The sequence below is a fragment of the Stenotrophomonas maltophilia group sp. P373 genome (assembly GCF_053295075.1).
The window spans coordinates 4,294,175-4,307,405 of sequence record NZ_CM129994.1 but is presented as its reverse complement, the minus strand read 5'-3'; the positions used below and the strand labels follow the sequence as shown (position 1 = coordinate 4,307,405).

Annotated in this window: 12 protein-coding genes; 7 read left to right on the top strand and 5 right to left on the bottom strand. The window is 67.8% G+C overall.

The window, feature by feature from the left end; genetic code table 11:
- Window positions 1-45: 45 nt before the first annotated feature.
- Window positions 46-2,820, top strand: coding sequence for a DNA polymerase I (gene polA / locus ACSYHF_RS19955; protein ID WP_447575962.1), 2,775 nt, complete (start codon window positions 46-48; stop codon window positions 2,818-2,820).
- 367 nt (window positions 2,821-3,187) lie between these two features.
- Window positions 3,188-3,667 carry a DUF421 domain-containing protein gene (locus ACSYHF_RS19950; RefSeq protein ID WP_053498330.1) on the top strand — a complete coding sequence of 160 codons (480 nt, stop codon included), beginning with the start codon at window positions 3,188-3,190 and terminating at the stop codon, window positions 3,665-3,667.
- Between the two features lie 36 nt (window positions 3,668-3,703).
- Here ACSYHF_RS19950 and hemF read toward each other — a convergent pair whose 3' ends face one another.
- The 5 genes from hemF to ACSYHF_RS19925 form a co-directional block, all read right to left on the bottom strand.
- Entirely contained in the window at window positions 3,704-4,600 is an 897-nt protein-coding gene (gene hemF / locus ACSYHF_RS19945) for an oxygen-dependent coproporphyrinogen oxidase (protein ID WP_069138869.1), read from the bottom strand.
- Between the two features lie 54 nt (window positions 4,601-4,654).
- The gene (locus ACSYHF_RS19940) at window positions 4,655-6,271 is read right to left on the bottom strand and encodes a hypothetical protein (RefSeq protein WP_111128555.1); all 1,617 of its coding nucleotides are present in this window, start codon (window positions 6,269-6,271) and stop codon (window positions 4,655-4,657) included.
- Between the two features lie 69 nt (window positions 6,272-6,340).
- A complete protein-coding gene (locus ACSYHF_RS19935) occupies window positions 6,341-6,901 on the bottom strand; it encodes a hypothetical protein (RefSeq protein WP_447575961.1) in 561 nt (186 codons plus the stop codon).
- Window positions 6,902-6,931: 30 nt separating this feature from the next.
- Entirely contained in the window at window positions 6,932-7,351 is a 420-nt protein-coding gene (locus ACSYHF_RS19930) for an NUDIX hydrolase (RefSeq protein WP_005420325.1), read from the bottom strand.
- Window positions 7,348-9,717, bottom strand: a complete 2,370-nt coding sequence (locus tag ACSYHF_RS19925; protein ID WP_171957718.1) for a S9 family peptidase — start codon at window positions 9,715-9,717, stop codon at window positions 7,348-7,350. Before ACSYHF_RS19925 ends, ACSYHF_RS19930 begins: the two co-directional genes overlap by 4 nt.
- 161 nt (window positions 9,718-9,878) lie before the next feature.
- Between ACSYHF_RS19925 and ACSYHF_RS19920 the strand changes: the two genes are divergently transcribed.
- The 5 genes from ACSYHF_RS19920 (at window position 9,879) to ACSYHF_RS19900 (ending at window position 13,231) form a co-directional block, all read left to right on the top strand.
- Window positions 9,879-10,331: a hypothetical protein gene (locus ACSYHF_RS19920; RefSeq protein WP_262220811.1), complete on the top strand. Its 453-nt coding sequence runs from the start codon at window positions 9,879-9,881 to the stop codon at window positions 10,329-10,331.
- Window positions 10,332-10,401: 70 nt separating this feature from the next.
- A complete protein-coding gene (locus tag ACSYHF_RS19915) occupies window positions 10,402-10,731 on the top strand; it encodes a hypothetical protein (RefSeq protein WP_005414880.1) in 330 nt (109 codons plus the stop codon).
- A 36-nt stretch (window positions 10,732-10,767) separates the two neighbouring features.
- Window positions 10,768-11,412 carry an RNA polymerase sigma factor gene (locus ACSYHF_RS19910; RefSeq protein ID WP_005420322.1) on the top strand — a complete coding sequence of 215 codons (645 nt, stop codon included), beginning with the start codon at window positions 10,768-10,770 and terminating at the stop codon, window positions 11,410-11,412.
- Window positions 11,409-11,624: a hypothetical protein gene (locus ACSYHF_RS19905; RefSeq protein ID WP_065196790.1), complete on the top strand. Its 216-nt coding sequence runs from the start codon at window positions 11,409-11,411 to the stop codon at window positions 11,622-11,624. Before ACSYHF_RS19910 ends, ACSYHF_RS19905 begins: the two co-directional genes overlap by 4 nt.
- A 209-nt stretch (window positions 11,625-11,833) precedes the next feature.
- Entirely contained in the window at window positions 11,834-13,231 is a 1,398-nt protein-coding gene (locus ACSYHF_RS19900; RefSeq protein ID WP_065177834.1) for a cytochrome ubiquinol oxidase subunit I, read from the top strand.

Here is a 13,231-nt window from a genome sequence, read left to right as displayed (position 1 = left end):
GCGCCGTGTCGCCGCGGTGCAGGCACGGGCGCGTAGAATCGGCGCATGAGCAGATTAGTCCTGATCGACGGGTCCAGTTACCTGTACCGCGCGTTCCACGCGCTGCCGCCCCTGTCCAATGCACAGGGTGAACCCACCGGCGCGCTGTTCGGCGTGGTCAACATGCTGCGTTCGACGCTGAAGGAGCGCCCGGCCTACGTCGCGTTCGTGGTCGATGCGCCCGGCAAGACCTTCCGTGATGACCTGTACGACCAGTACAAGGCCAACCGCCCGCCGATGCCCGATGAACTGCGCAGCCAGGTCGAGCCGATGTGCCGCATCGTCGAAGCGCTGGGCATCAGCATCCTGCGCATCCCCGGCGTGGAAGCCGACGATGTGATCGGCACGCTTGCGCTGCAGGGCCTGGCGCAGGACCTGAAGGTGACCATTTCCACCGGTGACAAGGACTTTGCCCAGCTGGTGCGGCCGGGCATCGAACTGGTCAACACCATGACCGGCAGCCGCATGGATTCCGACGCGGCGGTGATGGACAAGTTCGGCGTGCGCGCCGATCAGATCATCGACCTGCTGGCGCTGATGGGCGACGCGGTCGACAACGTGCCGGGCGTGGAGAAGTGCGGGCCGAAGACCGCTGCCAAGTGGCTGGCCGAGTACCAGCACCTGGACGGGGTGATGGCGGCCGCGCCGACCATGAAGGGCAAGATCGGCGAGAACCTGCGCGCTGCGCTGGAACGCCTGCCGCTGAACCGCGAGTTGGTGACGATCCGCACCGATGTGGAACTGGAGGCCAGCCCGACCACGCTGGCGCTGCGCGAGCAGGATGTGCCGGCGCTGACCGAGCTGTATACGCGCTATGGTTTCACCCAGGCGCTGAAGGAGCTGGGCGCGCCTGTGCCGGCACCGGTGGCCGCCAGCGAGGCGACCCCGAGCTTGCGCGGCACTGCGGCCGGCTTCGCGCGTGGCAGCGTCGAGGCGCCCGCCGCCGGCACGCTGGATCCGGCACTGTCCGCGCCGGGTGAATACGAGACCGTGCTGACCAGCGGGCAGCTGCAGGCCTGGATCGAACGCCTGCAGCAGGCCGAGCTGATCAGCTTCGACACCGAGACCGACGCACTGGATGCGATGCGCGCGCGCCTGGTCGGCATCAGCCTGGCGGTCGAGCCGGGCAGGGCGGCCTACATTCCGGTCGGCCACGATTACCCCGGCGCGCCGGCCCAGCTGCCGATGCAGCAGGTGCTGGATGCGCTGCGCCCGGTGCTGCAGGACCCGGCGAAGAAGAAGCTGGGCCAGCATGGCAAGTACGACCTGCATGTGCTGCGCCGCCACGGCGTGGAGGTGCAGGGCTACCACGACGACACCATGCTCGAGAGCTTCGTGCTCAACTCCACCGCCACCCGCCACGACATGGATTCGCTGGCCCTGCGTTACCTGGGCTACACCACCCTCAAGTTCGAGGACGTGGCCGGCAAGGGCGCCAAGCAGATTCCGTTCTCGCAGGTGGGCATCGACGAAGCCAGCCGCTATGCGGCCGAGGACGCCGACATTACCCTGCGCCTCCATCGCGCGCTGCAGCCGCAGCTGCTGGCCGAGCCGGCGCTGGACAGCGTGTACCGCGACATCGAGATGCCGCTGGTGCCGGTGCTGACCAGCATTGAAGCCAACGGCGTGCGGATCGACACCGACGAACTGCGCCGCCAGAGCCAGGACCTGTCCTCGCGCATGCTGGCCGCGCAGCAGAAGGCCACCGAGCTGGCCGGCCGCAGCTTCAACCTGGATTCGCCCAAGCAGCTGCAGGCGGTGCTGTTCGACGAGCTGAAGCTGCCGGCGGTGGTGAAGACCCCGAAGGGCCAGCCCAGCACCAATGAAGAGGCACTGGAGGCAATTGCCGACCAGCACGAGCTGCCACGGGTGATCCTCGACTACCGCGGGTTGGCCAAGCTGCGCAGCACCTACACCGACAAGCTGCCGGAGATGGTCAACCCGGACACCGGCCGGGTGCATACCAGTTACCACCAGTCCGGTGCCGCCACCGGCCGCCTGTCCTCATCGGACCCGAACCTGCAGAACATCCCGATCCGCACCGAGGACGGCCGCCGCATCCGCCGCGCGTTCGTGGCGCCGGAGGGCTTCCAGCTGCTGGCCGCCGACTATTCGCAGATCGAGCTGCGGATCATGGCCCACCTGTCCGAGGATCCGGGCCTGGTGCGCGCCTTCGAGCAGGGCGCCGACGTGCACCGCGCCACCGCCGCCGAGGTGTTCGGGCGCACGCTGGAGGAGGTGACCCCGAACGAGCGCCGCGCCGCCAAGGCGATCAACTTCGGCCTGATGTACGGCATGAGCGCCTTCGGCCTGGCCCGCAATCTGGGCATCGACCGTGGCCAGGCACAGGACTACGTGGCGCTGTACTTCAGCCGCTATCCGGGCGTGCGCGACTTCATGGAGCGGATGCGCCAGCAGGCCCGTGACCAGGGCTACGTGGAAACCCTGTTCGGCCGCCGCCTGTACCTGAACGACATCCACGCCCGCAACCAGGGCCTGCGTGCCGGTGCCGAGCGCGCCGCGATCAACGCGCCGATGCAGGGCACCGCCGCCGACATCATCAAGCGCGCGATGGTGGATGTGGACCAGTGGCTGCGCGACAGCGGGGCACCAGCGCGGATGATCCTGCAGGTACACGATGAACTGGTCTTCGAAACCGAAAGCAGTTTCGTTGAAGACCTGCGTTTGCAGGTGGTGGAGCGCATGTCGCAAGCGGCCAAACTGCGAGTGCCGCTGGTGGTCGATACCGGCGTCGGCAGCAACTGGGATGAGGCGCACTGACGGAATTCAGGCCGAAAACGACGTGAATGTGTTCATGAGTCGGGGGTTTCTGACTCGACCATGAATGTTGCCCCGATTGAAATTCATTAAATGGGGCCCCTTCACGAACCGTTAGTGTTCGGAGTGCTTCTATAACTCCCGACAGGCGCAATGCCTGTTGTGGATCTCTCCCATCCCCTGGAGCAGATCTCGGAACGGGGACTCCTCCCCAAGTGCCCGTTCCCCGGCCCCGTTGACCTCCCCCTGGTCAGCGGGGCTTTTTATTTGCGCCAACGGAACCTCGGATGGGGTCAGATCCCTTTGCCCGTCGGGCAAAGGGATCTGACCCCAGGTGCTAGGCTGGGCCACCGTTCCGCAGGTGAAGACCATGCCCGACCTGTTCGCCCTGGCCATGCCGTGGTGGGAATTCATCCTGCGCGCGGTGGTGGTGTATGTCGTGGTGCTGGGCATGGTCCGGCTGGGCGGCAAGCGGGCCCTGGGGCAGATCACGCCCTTCGACGTGCTGCTGATCGTGCTGCTGGGCAACGCGGTGCAGAACGCGCTGCTGGGCGCTGACACCTCGCTGGGCGGCGGCCTGCTGCTGGCGGCGACCCTGATCCTGCTGAACTACGGGGTGGGCTGGCTGACCACCCGGAACCGGCGGATGGAGCGGTTGATCGAAGGAGAGCCCACCGTAATCGCGCGCGATGGTCGCCTGTTCGAGGCGGTACTTCGCCGCGAGCTGATCAGCCGCGCCGACTTCGATGCCGCGCTGCGCCAGCAGGGCGGGCTGCAGATTGAAGACGTGCAGATTGCCCTGCTGGAGACCACCGGGCACATCACCATCATCGCGCGGAAGGGCAGCTGACCAGCGCCGAGCCCACGCCCCGCGCGACGGCACCCCTCAGAGCCAGTCGCGCGGCACCAGATAGTCGGCCAGGCGCGATTCGGGGCTGCCCGGTTCGGGCGAGAAGCCGTATTCCCAGCGCACCCGCGGTGGCAGGCTCATCAGGATGCTTTCGCTGCGGCCACCGCTCTGCAGCCCGAACAGGGTACCGCGGTCGTAGACCAGGTTGAATTCCACGTAGCGGCCGCGGCGGTACAGCTGGAACTCGCGTTCGCGCTCGCCGTAGAGGGCGTCCTTGCGCTGCTGCACGATCGGCAGGTACGCATCGAGGAAGCCATCGCCGACCGCACGCAGATAAGCGAAATCGCGCTCGAAGTCGCCGTGCAGGTCATCGAAGAACAGGCCGCCGACGCCGCGCGTTTCATTGCGGTGGCGCAGGAAGAAGTATTCGTCGCACCAGCGCTTGTGCGCGGCATAGCGTTCTTCGCCGAACGGCGTGCACAGGTCGCGTGCGACCCGGTGCCAATGCTGCACGTCCTCGTCGAACGGGTAGAACGGGGTCAGGTCGAAGCCGCCGCCGAACCAGCTGGCCACCACTTCGCCGTCGCGCTGCGCCTGGAAGAAGCGCACGTTGGCATGGGTGGTCGGCACGTACGGGTTGAGCGGGTGGAACACCAGCGACACGCCGGTGGCGCGCCAGGAGGCGCCCGCCAGTTCCGGGCGGTTGGCCGAGGCTGACGGTGGCAGGCGGCTGCCAGCCACGTCGGAGAAGCCGATGCCGGCCTGCTCGAACACCGCACCGTCGCGCAGCACGCGGGTACGCCCGCCACCGCCCTCGGCACGCTGCCACAGGTCTTCCTGGAAGCGGGCCCGGCCATCGACGGCCTCGATCGCCGCACAGATGCGGTCCTGCAGCTCGGTGAGGTAGGCGCGAACGCGCTCGAATTCGTTCATGGCGCGTACTTTACCGCAGGGCCCGGCCAACGCCGCGGACAGGCCCTGGCAGGCTCAGCGCTTGCGGTTGGTAGTGCGCGGCGCCGGAGCGTCGTCCACGGCCGCTTCATCAACCGCCTTCTGCAGGGCACCGCCCAGCATGATCAGCTCCCAGTTCTGGGTTCCGAGCACATCGCAGGCCACATGCAGGCCGCTGCGGTCGGCCTCGCACAGTTGCCCCAGGATGGCGCGTGCATCCACGTCCGCCCCATTGCCCTGCGCGGTGACCAGGTTCTCGCACCCTTCGCGGACGCCGGCGCGGCAGACCGTGGTGTAGTGCTCTGCGGCCTGCAGCCAGTGCCCGGACAGCGCCAGCCGGTTGCCGAGTATGTTGCAGCCCTGCAGCTTGCCCTGCGCACAGCAGGCGTCGGCGCCGTCCTCGTTGGCCAGCGCCAGTGGGCAGTCCTGCGGCAGCGGCAGCACCGTGTAGTGTTTCGGCGGGCTGCAGGTGCTCGCGCCCTCGCCGGTCGGCACGAACACCTGGAAGCGTGTCCACGTGTCCAGGCCCAGCAGCTGGCCCCCGGGCAACGGCCGCAGCACGAAGTCGCCGCCTTTGTCGTGGCGGATGCGGATGTCGCCCTCTTCGACACGGGCACGCAGCTGGCTGTCCCAGCCGATGCCGACCCGTCCTGCATCGCCGAAGTCCAGCGTATCCATCAGGCCACCTGCGGCGCGGAAGGTACCGCAGGGCAGCGCCGTAGCCGGCTGCGGCCGCAACGAGGCGCCCAGCGCCCGCAACGCAGGCAGGCGCTCACAGGCGGCGCTGTCCTTGCCGGGCGCGCACGCTGTGGCCAGTGCCTGCACCGCCTGCAAGGGGTCGCCGGATTCCCACGAGAGCTCGGCCACGCGGCTGCAGAAGCCGCCATGGCCGACCTGCTGGCACAACTGCAACAGCTGCTGGCGCTGCGCGGCCGGCACCACCACCGGCGTGGAGGGTGACAGCACGGAGCTCACCGCTTCGACCATCGCCGCACCCATCGCGGCCTTGACGATCTGCTCCTGCAGCGCCGGATCCGCTTCCAGCGCCGCTGCACAGGCCGGTGTCTCGTTGCTGAAGCCGCCATTCCGGCACGGCACAGGCAGTTCGATGCCGGCCAGTGCGGTATCGAGGATGGCCTGTTGCTGCGCCTCATCCGGCGTGGCCGGCGCCCTGGCCTCGTCATGCCAGCGATCGGCCAACTGCAGGCACATGCCGGGCACGCCCTCCCGGCAAGCCGCTGCCAGCACGGTCGGGGTCGCTTCGCGACGGTTGTCCAGGCACGCCGCCGCATCGGCCAGGCAGCTGCCTTCAGCCGGGGTGGCGGCTGCGGCGCATTGTGCGGGGGCCTGCAGGGTGTAGACCGTGCCATCCACCTCGACCGTGCGGCCCCGATCGCGCACTTGCAGCACGCTGGGCAGGCCGTACTCCAGGTTCACCAGCTGCAGCTTTCCGTCGATCTGCTGGAACGCGACCGGCGTCGGTGCGCTGCCGAAGTGCTTCTGCTCGCCGCGGTTGGATGAGCTGACACGCAGCGTGCTGCTGCCTTCCTCGGCCTCGAACAGGCCGCATTGCGGTGACTGTGCCGCGGCCACCGGCGTGGCCAGCAGCAACGCCCAGGCCAGCCAGTGGCGGTACGGTGCGCGTGAGAGCATGTCATCTCCTTGACGATCAAAGGCAAACGCCGGGTGCTGCCGGAGGCCCTGGCCCACGCCCGGCAGAACTCAGTGGAAGCGCGCGCGCACGTCGGGGCGCAGCAGTCGCCAGGCCAGCCAGCCCTGCAGGCCGAGAAGCACGAACGACATGCCGACCACGGTCAGCGTGATCAGCCAGCGTTTCAGCTGCAGCTCCTGCAGCAGGGCCGGGTCATCGGCCAGCAGCGGAATGAAGTCGCCCATGAACAGGTCCAGCCACCAGGCGGCTGCGAAGTTGGTCAGGGCACTCAGCAGCAGCAGTACCACGAAGCTCCACAGGCCCCAGCGACGTTCACGCAGCAGGCCCCAGCTGGACACGGTCGAGGCCAGGCACAACAGCGCGAGGACCATTGACGCGGCCACCGGGTGCGCCAGCAGCCAGACCAGGCTGTGCAGCTGCTGTTGCTGCACTTCGCTTTCCACCAGGCGCCACAGCCTGAGGTTCTGCAGCGGCCACAGCACCAGTCCCTGCAGCACGAAGTAGATCGTCAGCAGCAGTGACAGCCAGAACGAAGCCTGTGCGACCGGGCGCACCCAGGCGTGATACGCCGGGGAAAGCGGCGAGGGGATCGACGGGATCGACATTGACATCCGATGTCCTTGCAGTCGGCGCCCGCCTGCTCAGCGGGCCGTCGCCCGGGTGGCGACGGCCGGCAGGATATGGTGTTCGCTCAAGGGTGCCAAGGGCAGGCCATGCGGCGGTTGCAGCGGCACCCAGGCCAGTTCGGCAATTTCGGCGCGCGCCTGCGGCGCACCGTCCACCTGCACCCACCACGCCTGTGCCTGCACGCGGTGGCCGGGCTCGTTCACAGCCCAGTCCTCGAACGTGCCCAGCGCGATGGCGGCATCGGCGCGCAGCTGCACGCCCAGTTCCTCGTCCAGCTCGCGGGCCAGCGCCTGCAGGGGCGCCTCGCCGGGTTCGGGCTTGCCACCGGGCTGGATGAAGCGGCGCGCACCCTGCTTGCGCACCACCAGCGCCCGGCCGCGGTCATCCAGGATGACCGCAGCCACGATCCGGATCGTGGCTGCGGCATTGCTCACTTCAGGTTCTGCTCGAACAGCTTGAGGATGCGCTTGTACTGGTCCAGCCAGGAATCGGCACGCACATAGCCGTGGCGTTCCAGCGGGTACGGGGCGATCGACCAGTTGTCCTTGTGCAGTTCGATCAGGCGCTGGGTGAGGTTCACCGAGTCCTGGAAGAACACGTTGTCATCCATCATGCCGTGGGCGATCAGCAGGTTGTCCTGCAGGTTCTGCGCGTACTCGATCGGCGAGGACACGCGGTACGCCTCCGGGTCGATGTCCGGGGTGTTGAGGATGTTGCTGGTGTAGCCGTGGTTGTAGTTGTGCCAGTCCACCACCGGGCGCAGCGCGGCGCCGGCCTTGAAGGTGCCCGGCGCACGGAACAGCGCCATGAAGGTCATGAAGCCGCCATAGGAACCGCCGTAGATGCCGGCGTGGTCGCGGTCACCCTGCTGGGTGTTGACCAGCCAGTCCAGGCCGTCCTTGTAGTCTTCCAGTTCCGGGTGGCCCATGTTGCGGTAGATGGCCGTGCGCCAGTCGCGGCCGTAGCCCTCGCTGCCGCGGTAGTCCATGTCCAGCACGATGTAGCCCTTCTGCACCAGCAGGTTGTGGAACATCTGCTCGCGGAAATAGGCCGGGTAGCGCTGGTGCACGTTCTGCAGGTAGCCGGCGCCGTGCACGAACATCACGATCGGGTACTTGCGGCCCGGTTCCTTGTTCTCCGGTTCGTAGTACTTGGCCCAGACCACGCCGGCACCATGCTTGGACGGCACTGCCACCAGCTTTGGCTGGATCCACTGGCGTGCCTTGTAGTCGGCGGTGCGGGTGTCGGTCAGCACGCGCGCCTGGCCACCGGCACTGGGCAGCACCGCCAACTGCGGCGGCAGGTAGGCGCCGGAGTAACGCACCAGCAGCTGCTGGCCGTCCGGCGACAGCGAGAAGTCTTCCACCCCGTTGAGGCTGGTCAGCTCGCGCACCTGGCGGTTGCCGGTGTCGACCGCGCAGACTTCGTAATCATGCGGCGCCTGCTGGTTGCACAGGAAGTAGAAGCCCTTGCCATCGGCCGACGGCACCGGTGCCGAGGTTTCCCACTTGCCGCTGGTCAGCGCCTGCGGCTTGGCGGTGCCGGCCTGGGTGTACAGGTGCGAGAAGCCCGATTCCTCGGACAACAGCCACAGCGTGCGGCCATCGGCCATCCAGCCGAAATCGTTGAAGCCCCAGTTGATCCAGGCGTTGTCGGTCAGGCGGTGGCGGTTCTGAACGCGGCCGTCGGCGGCGTTGACGCTGATGATCCAGCGGTCCTTGTTGTCGTTGGCACGCAGCATCACCGCGGCCTGCTGGCCGTCGGCGCTCCAGCGGATGCCGCCGCCCATGAAGTCGCTCATCACCTGCACGCTGCGCTCGCCCTTCAGTGCATCCTTGCCGGCCTTGCGGCGCAGTTCGGCCAGCGGGTCGGTGCTGATGCCCGGCAGGCCGGACAGCGAGACTTTCTCGGCCTTGCCGGTGCGCACGTCCACGTACCACAGGGTGTGTGGCTCGAAGCCGTTGCGGCCGACGCGGGTGCGGGTGTCCTCGGTTTCCTCGTAGCCCGACTCGGTCACGTACAGCGGCATCTTGCTGGTGCGGCCGTCGTCGAAGTCCTTCGGCTTGGTCACCACGATCAGGTGGGTCAGGTCCGGCGACAGCACGCTGTCACCGATCTCGACGTCGGCGCCCAGGTAGACCGGGCCCGGTGCGCGGGTCGGATCCGCCTGGCGCCAGCGCTGGTCCTGGTCCTTCAATGCCTCGCGCTGCTCGCGGTCGCGGCGCAGGGTTTCCAGCGTGCGCAGCTGCTGGTCGCGGAGCACGTCGGCCTTCGGCGGCGTGCGCGGGTCCTTCTCGGCCTTCAGGCTGGCCACCTGCTGCACGCCGCTGGCGGCGGTCCAGTGGAACCAGTTCTGGCCGACGCGCCAGATCACGCCGTTGTCGGCCGCGAAGTTCACATTGCCCGCGCGCTCGTTGCTGCGGGTCAGCTGGGTCAGCGCGCCACTGCGCAGGTCGCGCACGAACACATCGCCATTGCGCACGAAGGCGCTGCGGCTGCGGCTGCGGTCGTAGACCGGATCGGCGACGTCCAGGGTACCGCGCTGGTCATCGGCCACCTGCGCGGCCACGCCGCCGGCCACCGGCTGGCGGAAGGTGTCGCGCACCGGGCTGCCGTTGCGCTTGAGCTGGTATTCCACCTGCTGGCTGTTCCACGACCACCAGGCCTTCTCGACCGGCGGACCGATCCAGTCCGGGTCGGCCATGGCCTGTTCGATGGTGATCGGCGTCGGCGCGGCATGCGCGGCCGGTGCGGCCAGCACGGCCGACAGCAGGAGGGACAGGGGCAGCACTCGGGACATGGGCGGACGGCACCAGAAGAGGAAACCGGGCAAGGGTAGCAGCCGTCCGGGCCGGGGGCAGGGGCCACAGGTCATGGCAGCGGAATCGGCAAAACGGCACCGCCCGGGTTGCTGCGACGGCGTGTGCGGCATGATGGTCATTCCGTTCGGATGGAACCGATATGTACCGCTACGACTACAGGATCTCTCTGGGCGTGCAGCACCCGACAGAGGCCGGCGCCGGAATTGCCGCCCGGCTGGATCTGGAACCGGCGTTTTCCCGTGATGTCGGGACCGGATATCGGGATCGCGACGGTACCTTGATCCGGGTTCATGCGGCGACCCGCGTGGTGTTCGTACTGCAGAGGGGAAAGGACGGTTGGCTGATGGATGCCTGGCCGGCGTTGATCGATCTCCTGCGGGCACGCGCCGACGTGATCAGGGAACTGCTGCAGGAGGGGGCCGGGATCGGCCTGCGTGTTGGCATCTTTGGAAAGACGGCATGGGCGGGTTTCGAGCTGGATCCGCAGTTGCTGCGGCTGATGGCGGACCTGCAGCTGGATTTCCAGGTGGAGACCTATTTCCCCGACCCGGCGGACACGACCGGCGCCAGCGAAACGTCGGTGGACAGCTAGTGCAACCGGTTGCCGTGGTCGCGCATCCATTCTCCTGAACCCGCATCATCCACCGAACAGGAGCCCGACCATGCAGGAACTGATCCCGATCACCCTCTTCATCTGCATCGCCTACGCGATCCACGCCATTGCCGATGCCCGCGCGCGCAGCAAGCTGGTGGCCCCGCACGTACCGGAGGAAGTGATCCGCTCGCTGGCCGTGCTGGAAGAAGAGCGCCGCCGCCAGGGCGCGCTGCGCTGGGGCATCAGCCTGGTCTGCCTGGCCTTGGCCATGGCCCTGCTGGAAGCCATCGGGGCCCGCGACCTGACCTTTGGTGCCGCTGCCGCGCTGGTCGGCAGTGCCGGCCTCGGCCAGCTGCTGGCCTGGCACTTCACCCGGCCTGCCGCGCGCAAGGGCTGAGGCAGGCATGCCACGGGCACAGGGGGCGCCCCGCGCATGAGCCTGCTGGGCGGAGCATTGGCTGCATGGCGGGGACGCCGCCGCGATGTCCGCGTGGAGCCCTCGCTGGACGCGGGCGACGACCGCGCCCTGGTCATCGCCATCATCGACGGCTCGCAACCGGCGTTCGCGCAGCTGGTGCAGGCCCATCAACGTACCTGCGCGCATCTGATCGGGCGGATGGTCGGCGACCGCGACCAGGTGGCCGACCTGCTGCAGGAAACCTTCCTGGCGGTATTCCGCCAGCTGCACCGGTTCCGCTTTGAATCCTCGCTGCGCACCTGGGTCTCAAGGGTGGCCTACACCACGGCGTTGCAGCACCTGCGCCGGCGGCGACTGGAGGCGCAGTGGATGGTGGCGGTGGAGGCGCCGGAGGAACTGGGCATCGGCGATGAAGGCCCCGGGCCCGCCGAGTTGAGCGAGGCGCTGCAGGCCGGGCGCCAGCTCAGCGCGGCACTGGAACGGCTGAGTCCGCCGCAGCGCCTGATCGTCGGCCTGCATTACCTGGAGGATTTCGATCTGGCCGAGATCGAACAGGTGACCGGGCTGGCGCGCGGTACCATCAAGAGCCACCTGCACCGCGCGCGCCAGACCCTGAAGCAGGAACTGACGCGGCATGCCACCGCCGGAGAGCTGCTGTGAACCCACCGACCGACCCTCGCGATGCGGAAGCGCGCGCGCTGGCACAGGCGTTGCGTGAGCAGGCGCAGCAGGAAGACACGCCGGATGTGAGCGAGGCGCTGCAGAAGCGCATTGCCGCTGAGTCGCGCGACGATGGCGTGGGTTATGTGGTGGTGCAGGTGCTGTTGTTTGGCGCCCTGCTGGCTGCGGCGGCCTGGTATTTCTGGCACTGAGGCACCCGCCAAGGGGCCGCTCCAATCGCGGTGGGTAGAGGCCGACCTGGGTCGGCGTTTGGGCGTGTGTGCCAACCAGGGTTGGCAGCTACCAGAACGGTTGACCCCTGCGACAAAGTGAAGCAGCGCGTCACCCGGTCGCATCCCGTCTTAACGAAATCCTCCTAAAGTGGTCCGGTATCCCACCGGTCGCAGGCAGGAGGCGTCCCTTGGACGCGTTGTTGTTGTCCCGGATCCAGTTCGGATTCGTCATCAGTTTCCACGTGCTGTTCCCCGCCTTCACCATCGGTACGGCCAGCTGGCTGGCCTTTATCGAGTGGCGCTGGCTGCGCACGAGGCTGCCCGTGTGGCGCGAGCTGTACTTCTTCTGGCAGAAGATCTTCGCGGTGTCGTTCGGCATGGGCGTGGTCAGCGGCATCGTCATGGCCTTCCAGTTCGGTACCAACTGGCCGCGGCTGAGCGAGGTGGCCGGCACGGTCATCGGCCCGCTGCTGACCTACGAGGTGCTGACCGCGTTCTTCCTGGAAGCCAGCTTCCTCGGCGTGATGATGTTCGGCTGGGGCCGGGTCTCGCCGCGCCTGCATTTCCTGTCCACCTGCATGGTTGCGCTGGGCACGCTGTTCTCCACGTTCTGGATCCTGTCGTCCAACAGCTGGCTGCACACGCCGGCCGGCTACGAGATGGTCAACGGCATCGTGCATCCGGTGGACTGGTGGCAGGTGGTGTTCAATCCCTCGTTCCCCTACCGCCTCGCGCACATGGCGCTGGGCTCGTTCATCACCACCTGTTTCGTGATTGGTGGCGTGGGTGCGTGGTACCTGCGCAGGGGCACGCACGTGGAAGCGGGCCGGCGCATGCTGATCGCCGCTGTGGCATTCGCCGCGCTGACCGTGCCGGTGCAGATCTTCGTCGGCGACATGCATGGCCTGAACACGCTCAAGCACCAGCCGATGAAGATCGCGGCGGTGGAAGCGCATTGGCATGAGACCCGGGAAGGCGAGGGTGTACCGCTGGTGGTGTTCGCGCTGCCCAACGAGAAGGAGGAGCGCAACGATTTCGAAGTGGCCATCCCGAAGCTGGGCAGCGTGATCCTGACCCACAGCCTGGACGGCACCTTCGACCCGCTGACCGCGGTACCGGCCAGCGAGCGGCCGCCGGTGACGCCGGTGTTCTTTGCCTTCCGCATCATGGTCGGGCTGGGCACGCTGATGCTGCTGCTGGCCTGGGTGTCGGCCTTCCAGCTGTGGCGCAACAAGCTGCTCGATTCGCCATGGCTGTTGCGCGGCTGGAACTGGATGCTGCCCAGCGGCTTCATCGCGCTGCTGTCGGGGTGGTTCGTCACCGAGATGGGGCGCCAGCCATGGGTGGTGTATGGCCTGCTGCGCACCGCCGATGCGGTCGGCCCGCAGAGCGCGTGGATGACCGCGCTGTCGCTGGGTGTCTACGTGGTTGGCTATGCCTTCGTGTTCGGCTGGGGCATCTGGTACCTGGTGAAGATCCTGCGCCACGGACCGCAGCCCTACGCCGAAGGGCCGTCGCTGGACCACGGCAGCCACACCCCGGCGCGCCCGCTGTCGGCAGCCGACGAACCGCTGGAGGAGCGCTGA

Excerpts from the sequence above, each read along its gene's own strand:
- polA (WP_447575962.1), top strand. The coding sequence starts at position 46 with ATGAGCAGATTAGTCCTGATCGACGGGTCCAGTTACCTGTACCGCGCG.
- ACSYHF_RS19950 (WP_053498330.1), top strand. The coding sequence starts at position 3,188 with ATGCCCGACCTGTTCGCCCTGGCCATGCCGTGGTGGGAATTCATCCTG.
- hemF (WP_069138869.1), bottom strand. The coding sequence starts at position 4,600 with ATGAACGAATTCGAGCGCGTTCGCGCCTACCTCACCGAGCTGCAGGAC.
- ACSYHF_RS19940 (WP_111128555.1), bottom strand. The coding sequence starts at position 6,271 with ATGCTCTCACGCGCACCGTACCGCCACTGGCTGGCCTGGGCGTTGCTG.
- ACSYHF_RS19935 (WP_447575961.1), bottom strand. The coding sequence starts at position 6,901 with ATGTCAATGTCGATCCCGTCGATCCCCTCGCCGCTTTCCCCGGCGTAT.
- ACSYHF_RS19925 (WP_171957718.1), bottom strand. The coding sequence starts at position 9,717 with ATGTCCCGAGTGCTGCCCCTGTCCCTCCTGCTGTCGGCCGTGCTGGCC.
- ACSYHF_RS19920 (WP_262220811.1), top strand. The coding sequence starts at position 9,879 with ATGTACCGCTACGACTACAGGATCTCTCTGGGCGTGCAGCACCCGACA.
- ACSYHF_RS19915 (WP_005414880.1), top strand. The coding sequence starts at position 10,402 with ATGCAGGAACTGATCCCGATCACCCTCTTCATCTGCATCGCCTACGCG.
- ACSYHF_RS19910 (WP_005420322.1), top strand. The coding sequence starts at position 10,768 with ATGAGCCTGCTGGGCGGAGCATTGGCTGCATGGCGGGGACGCCGCCGC.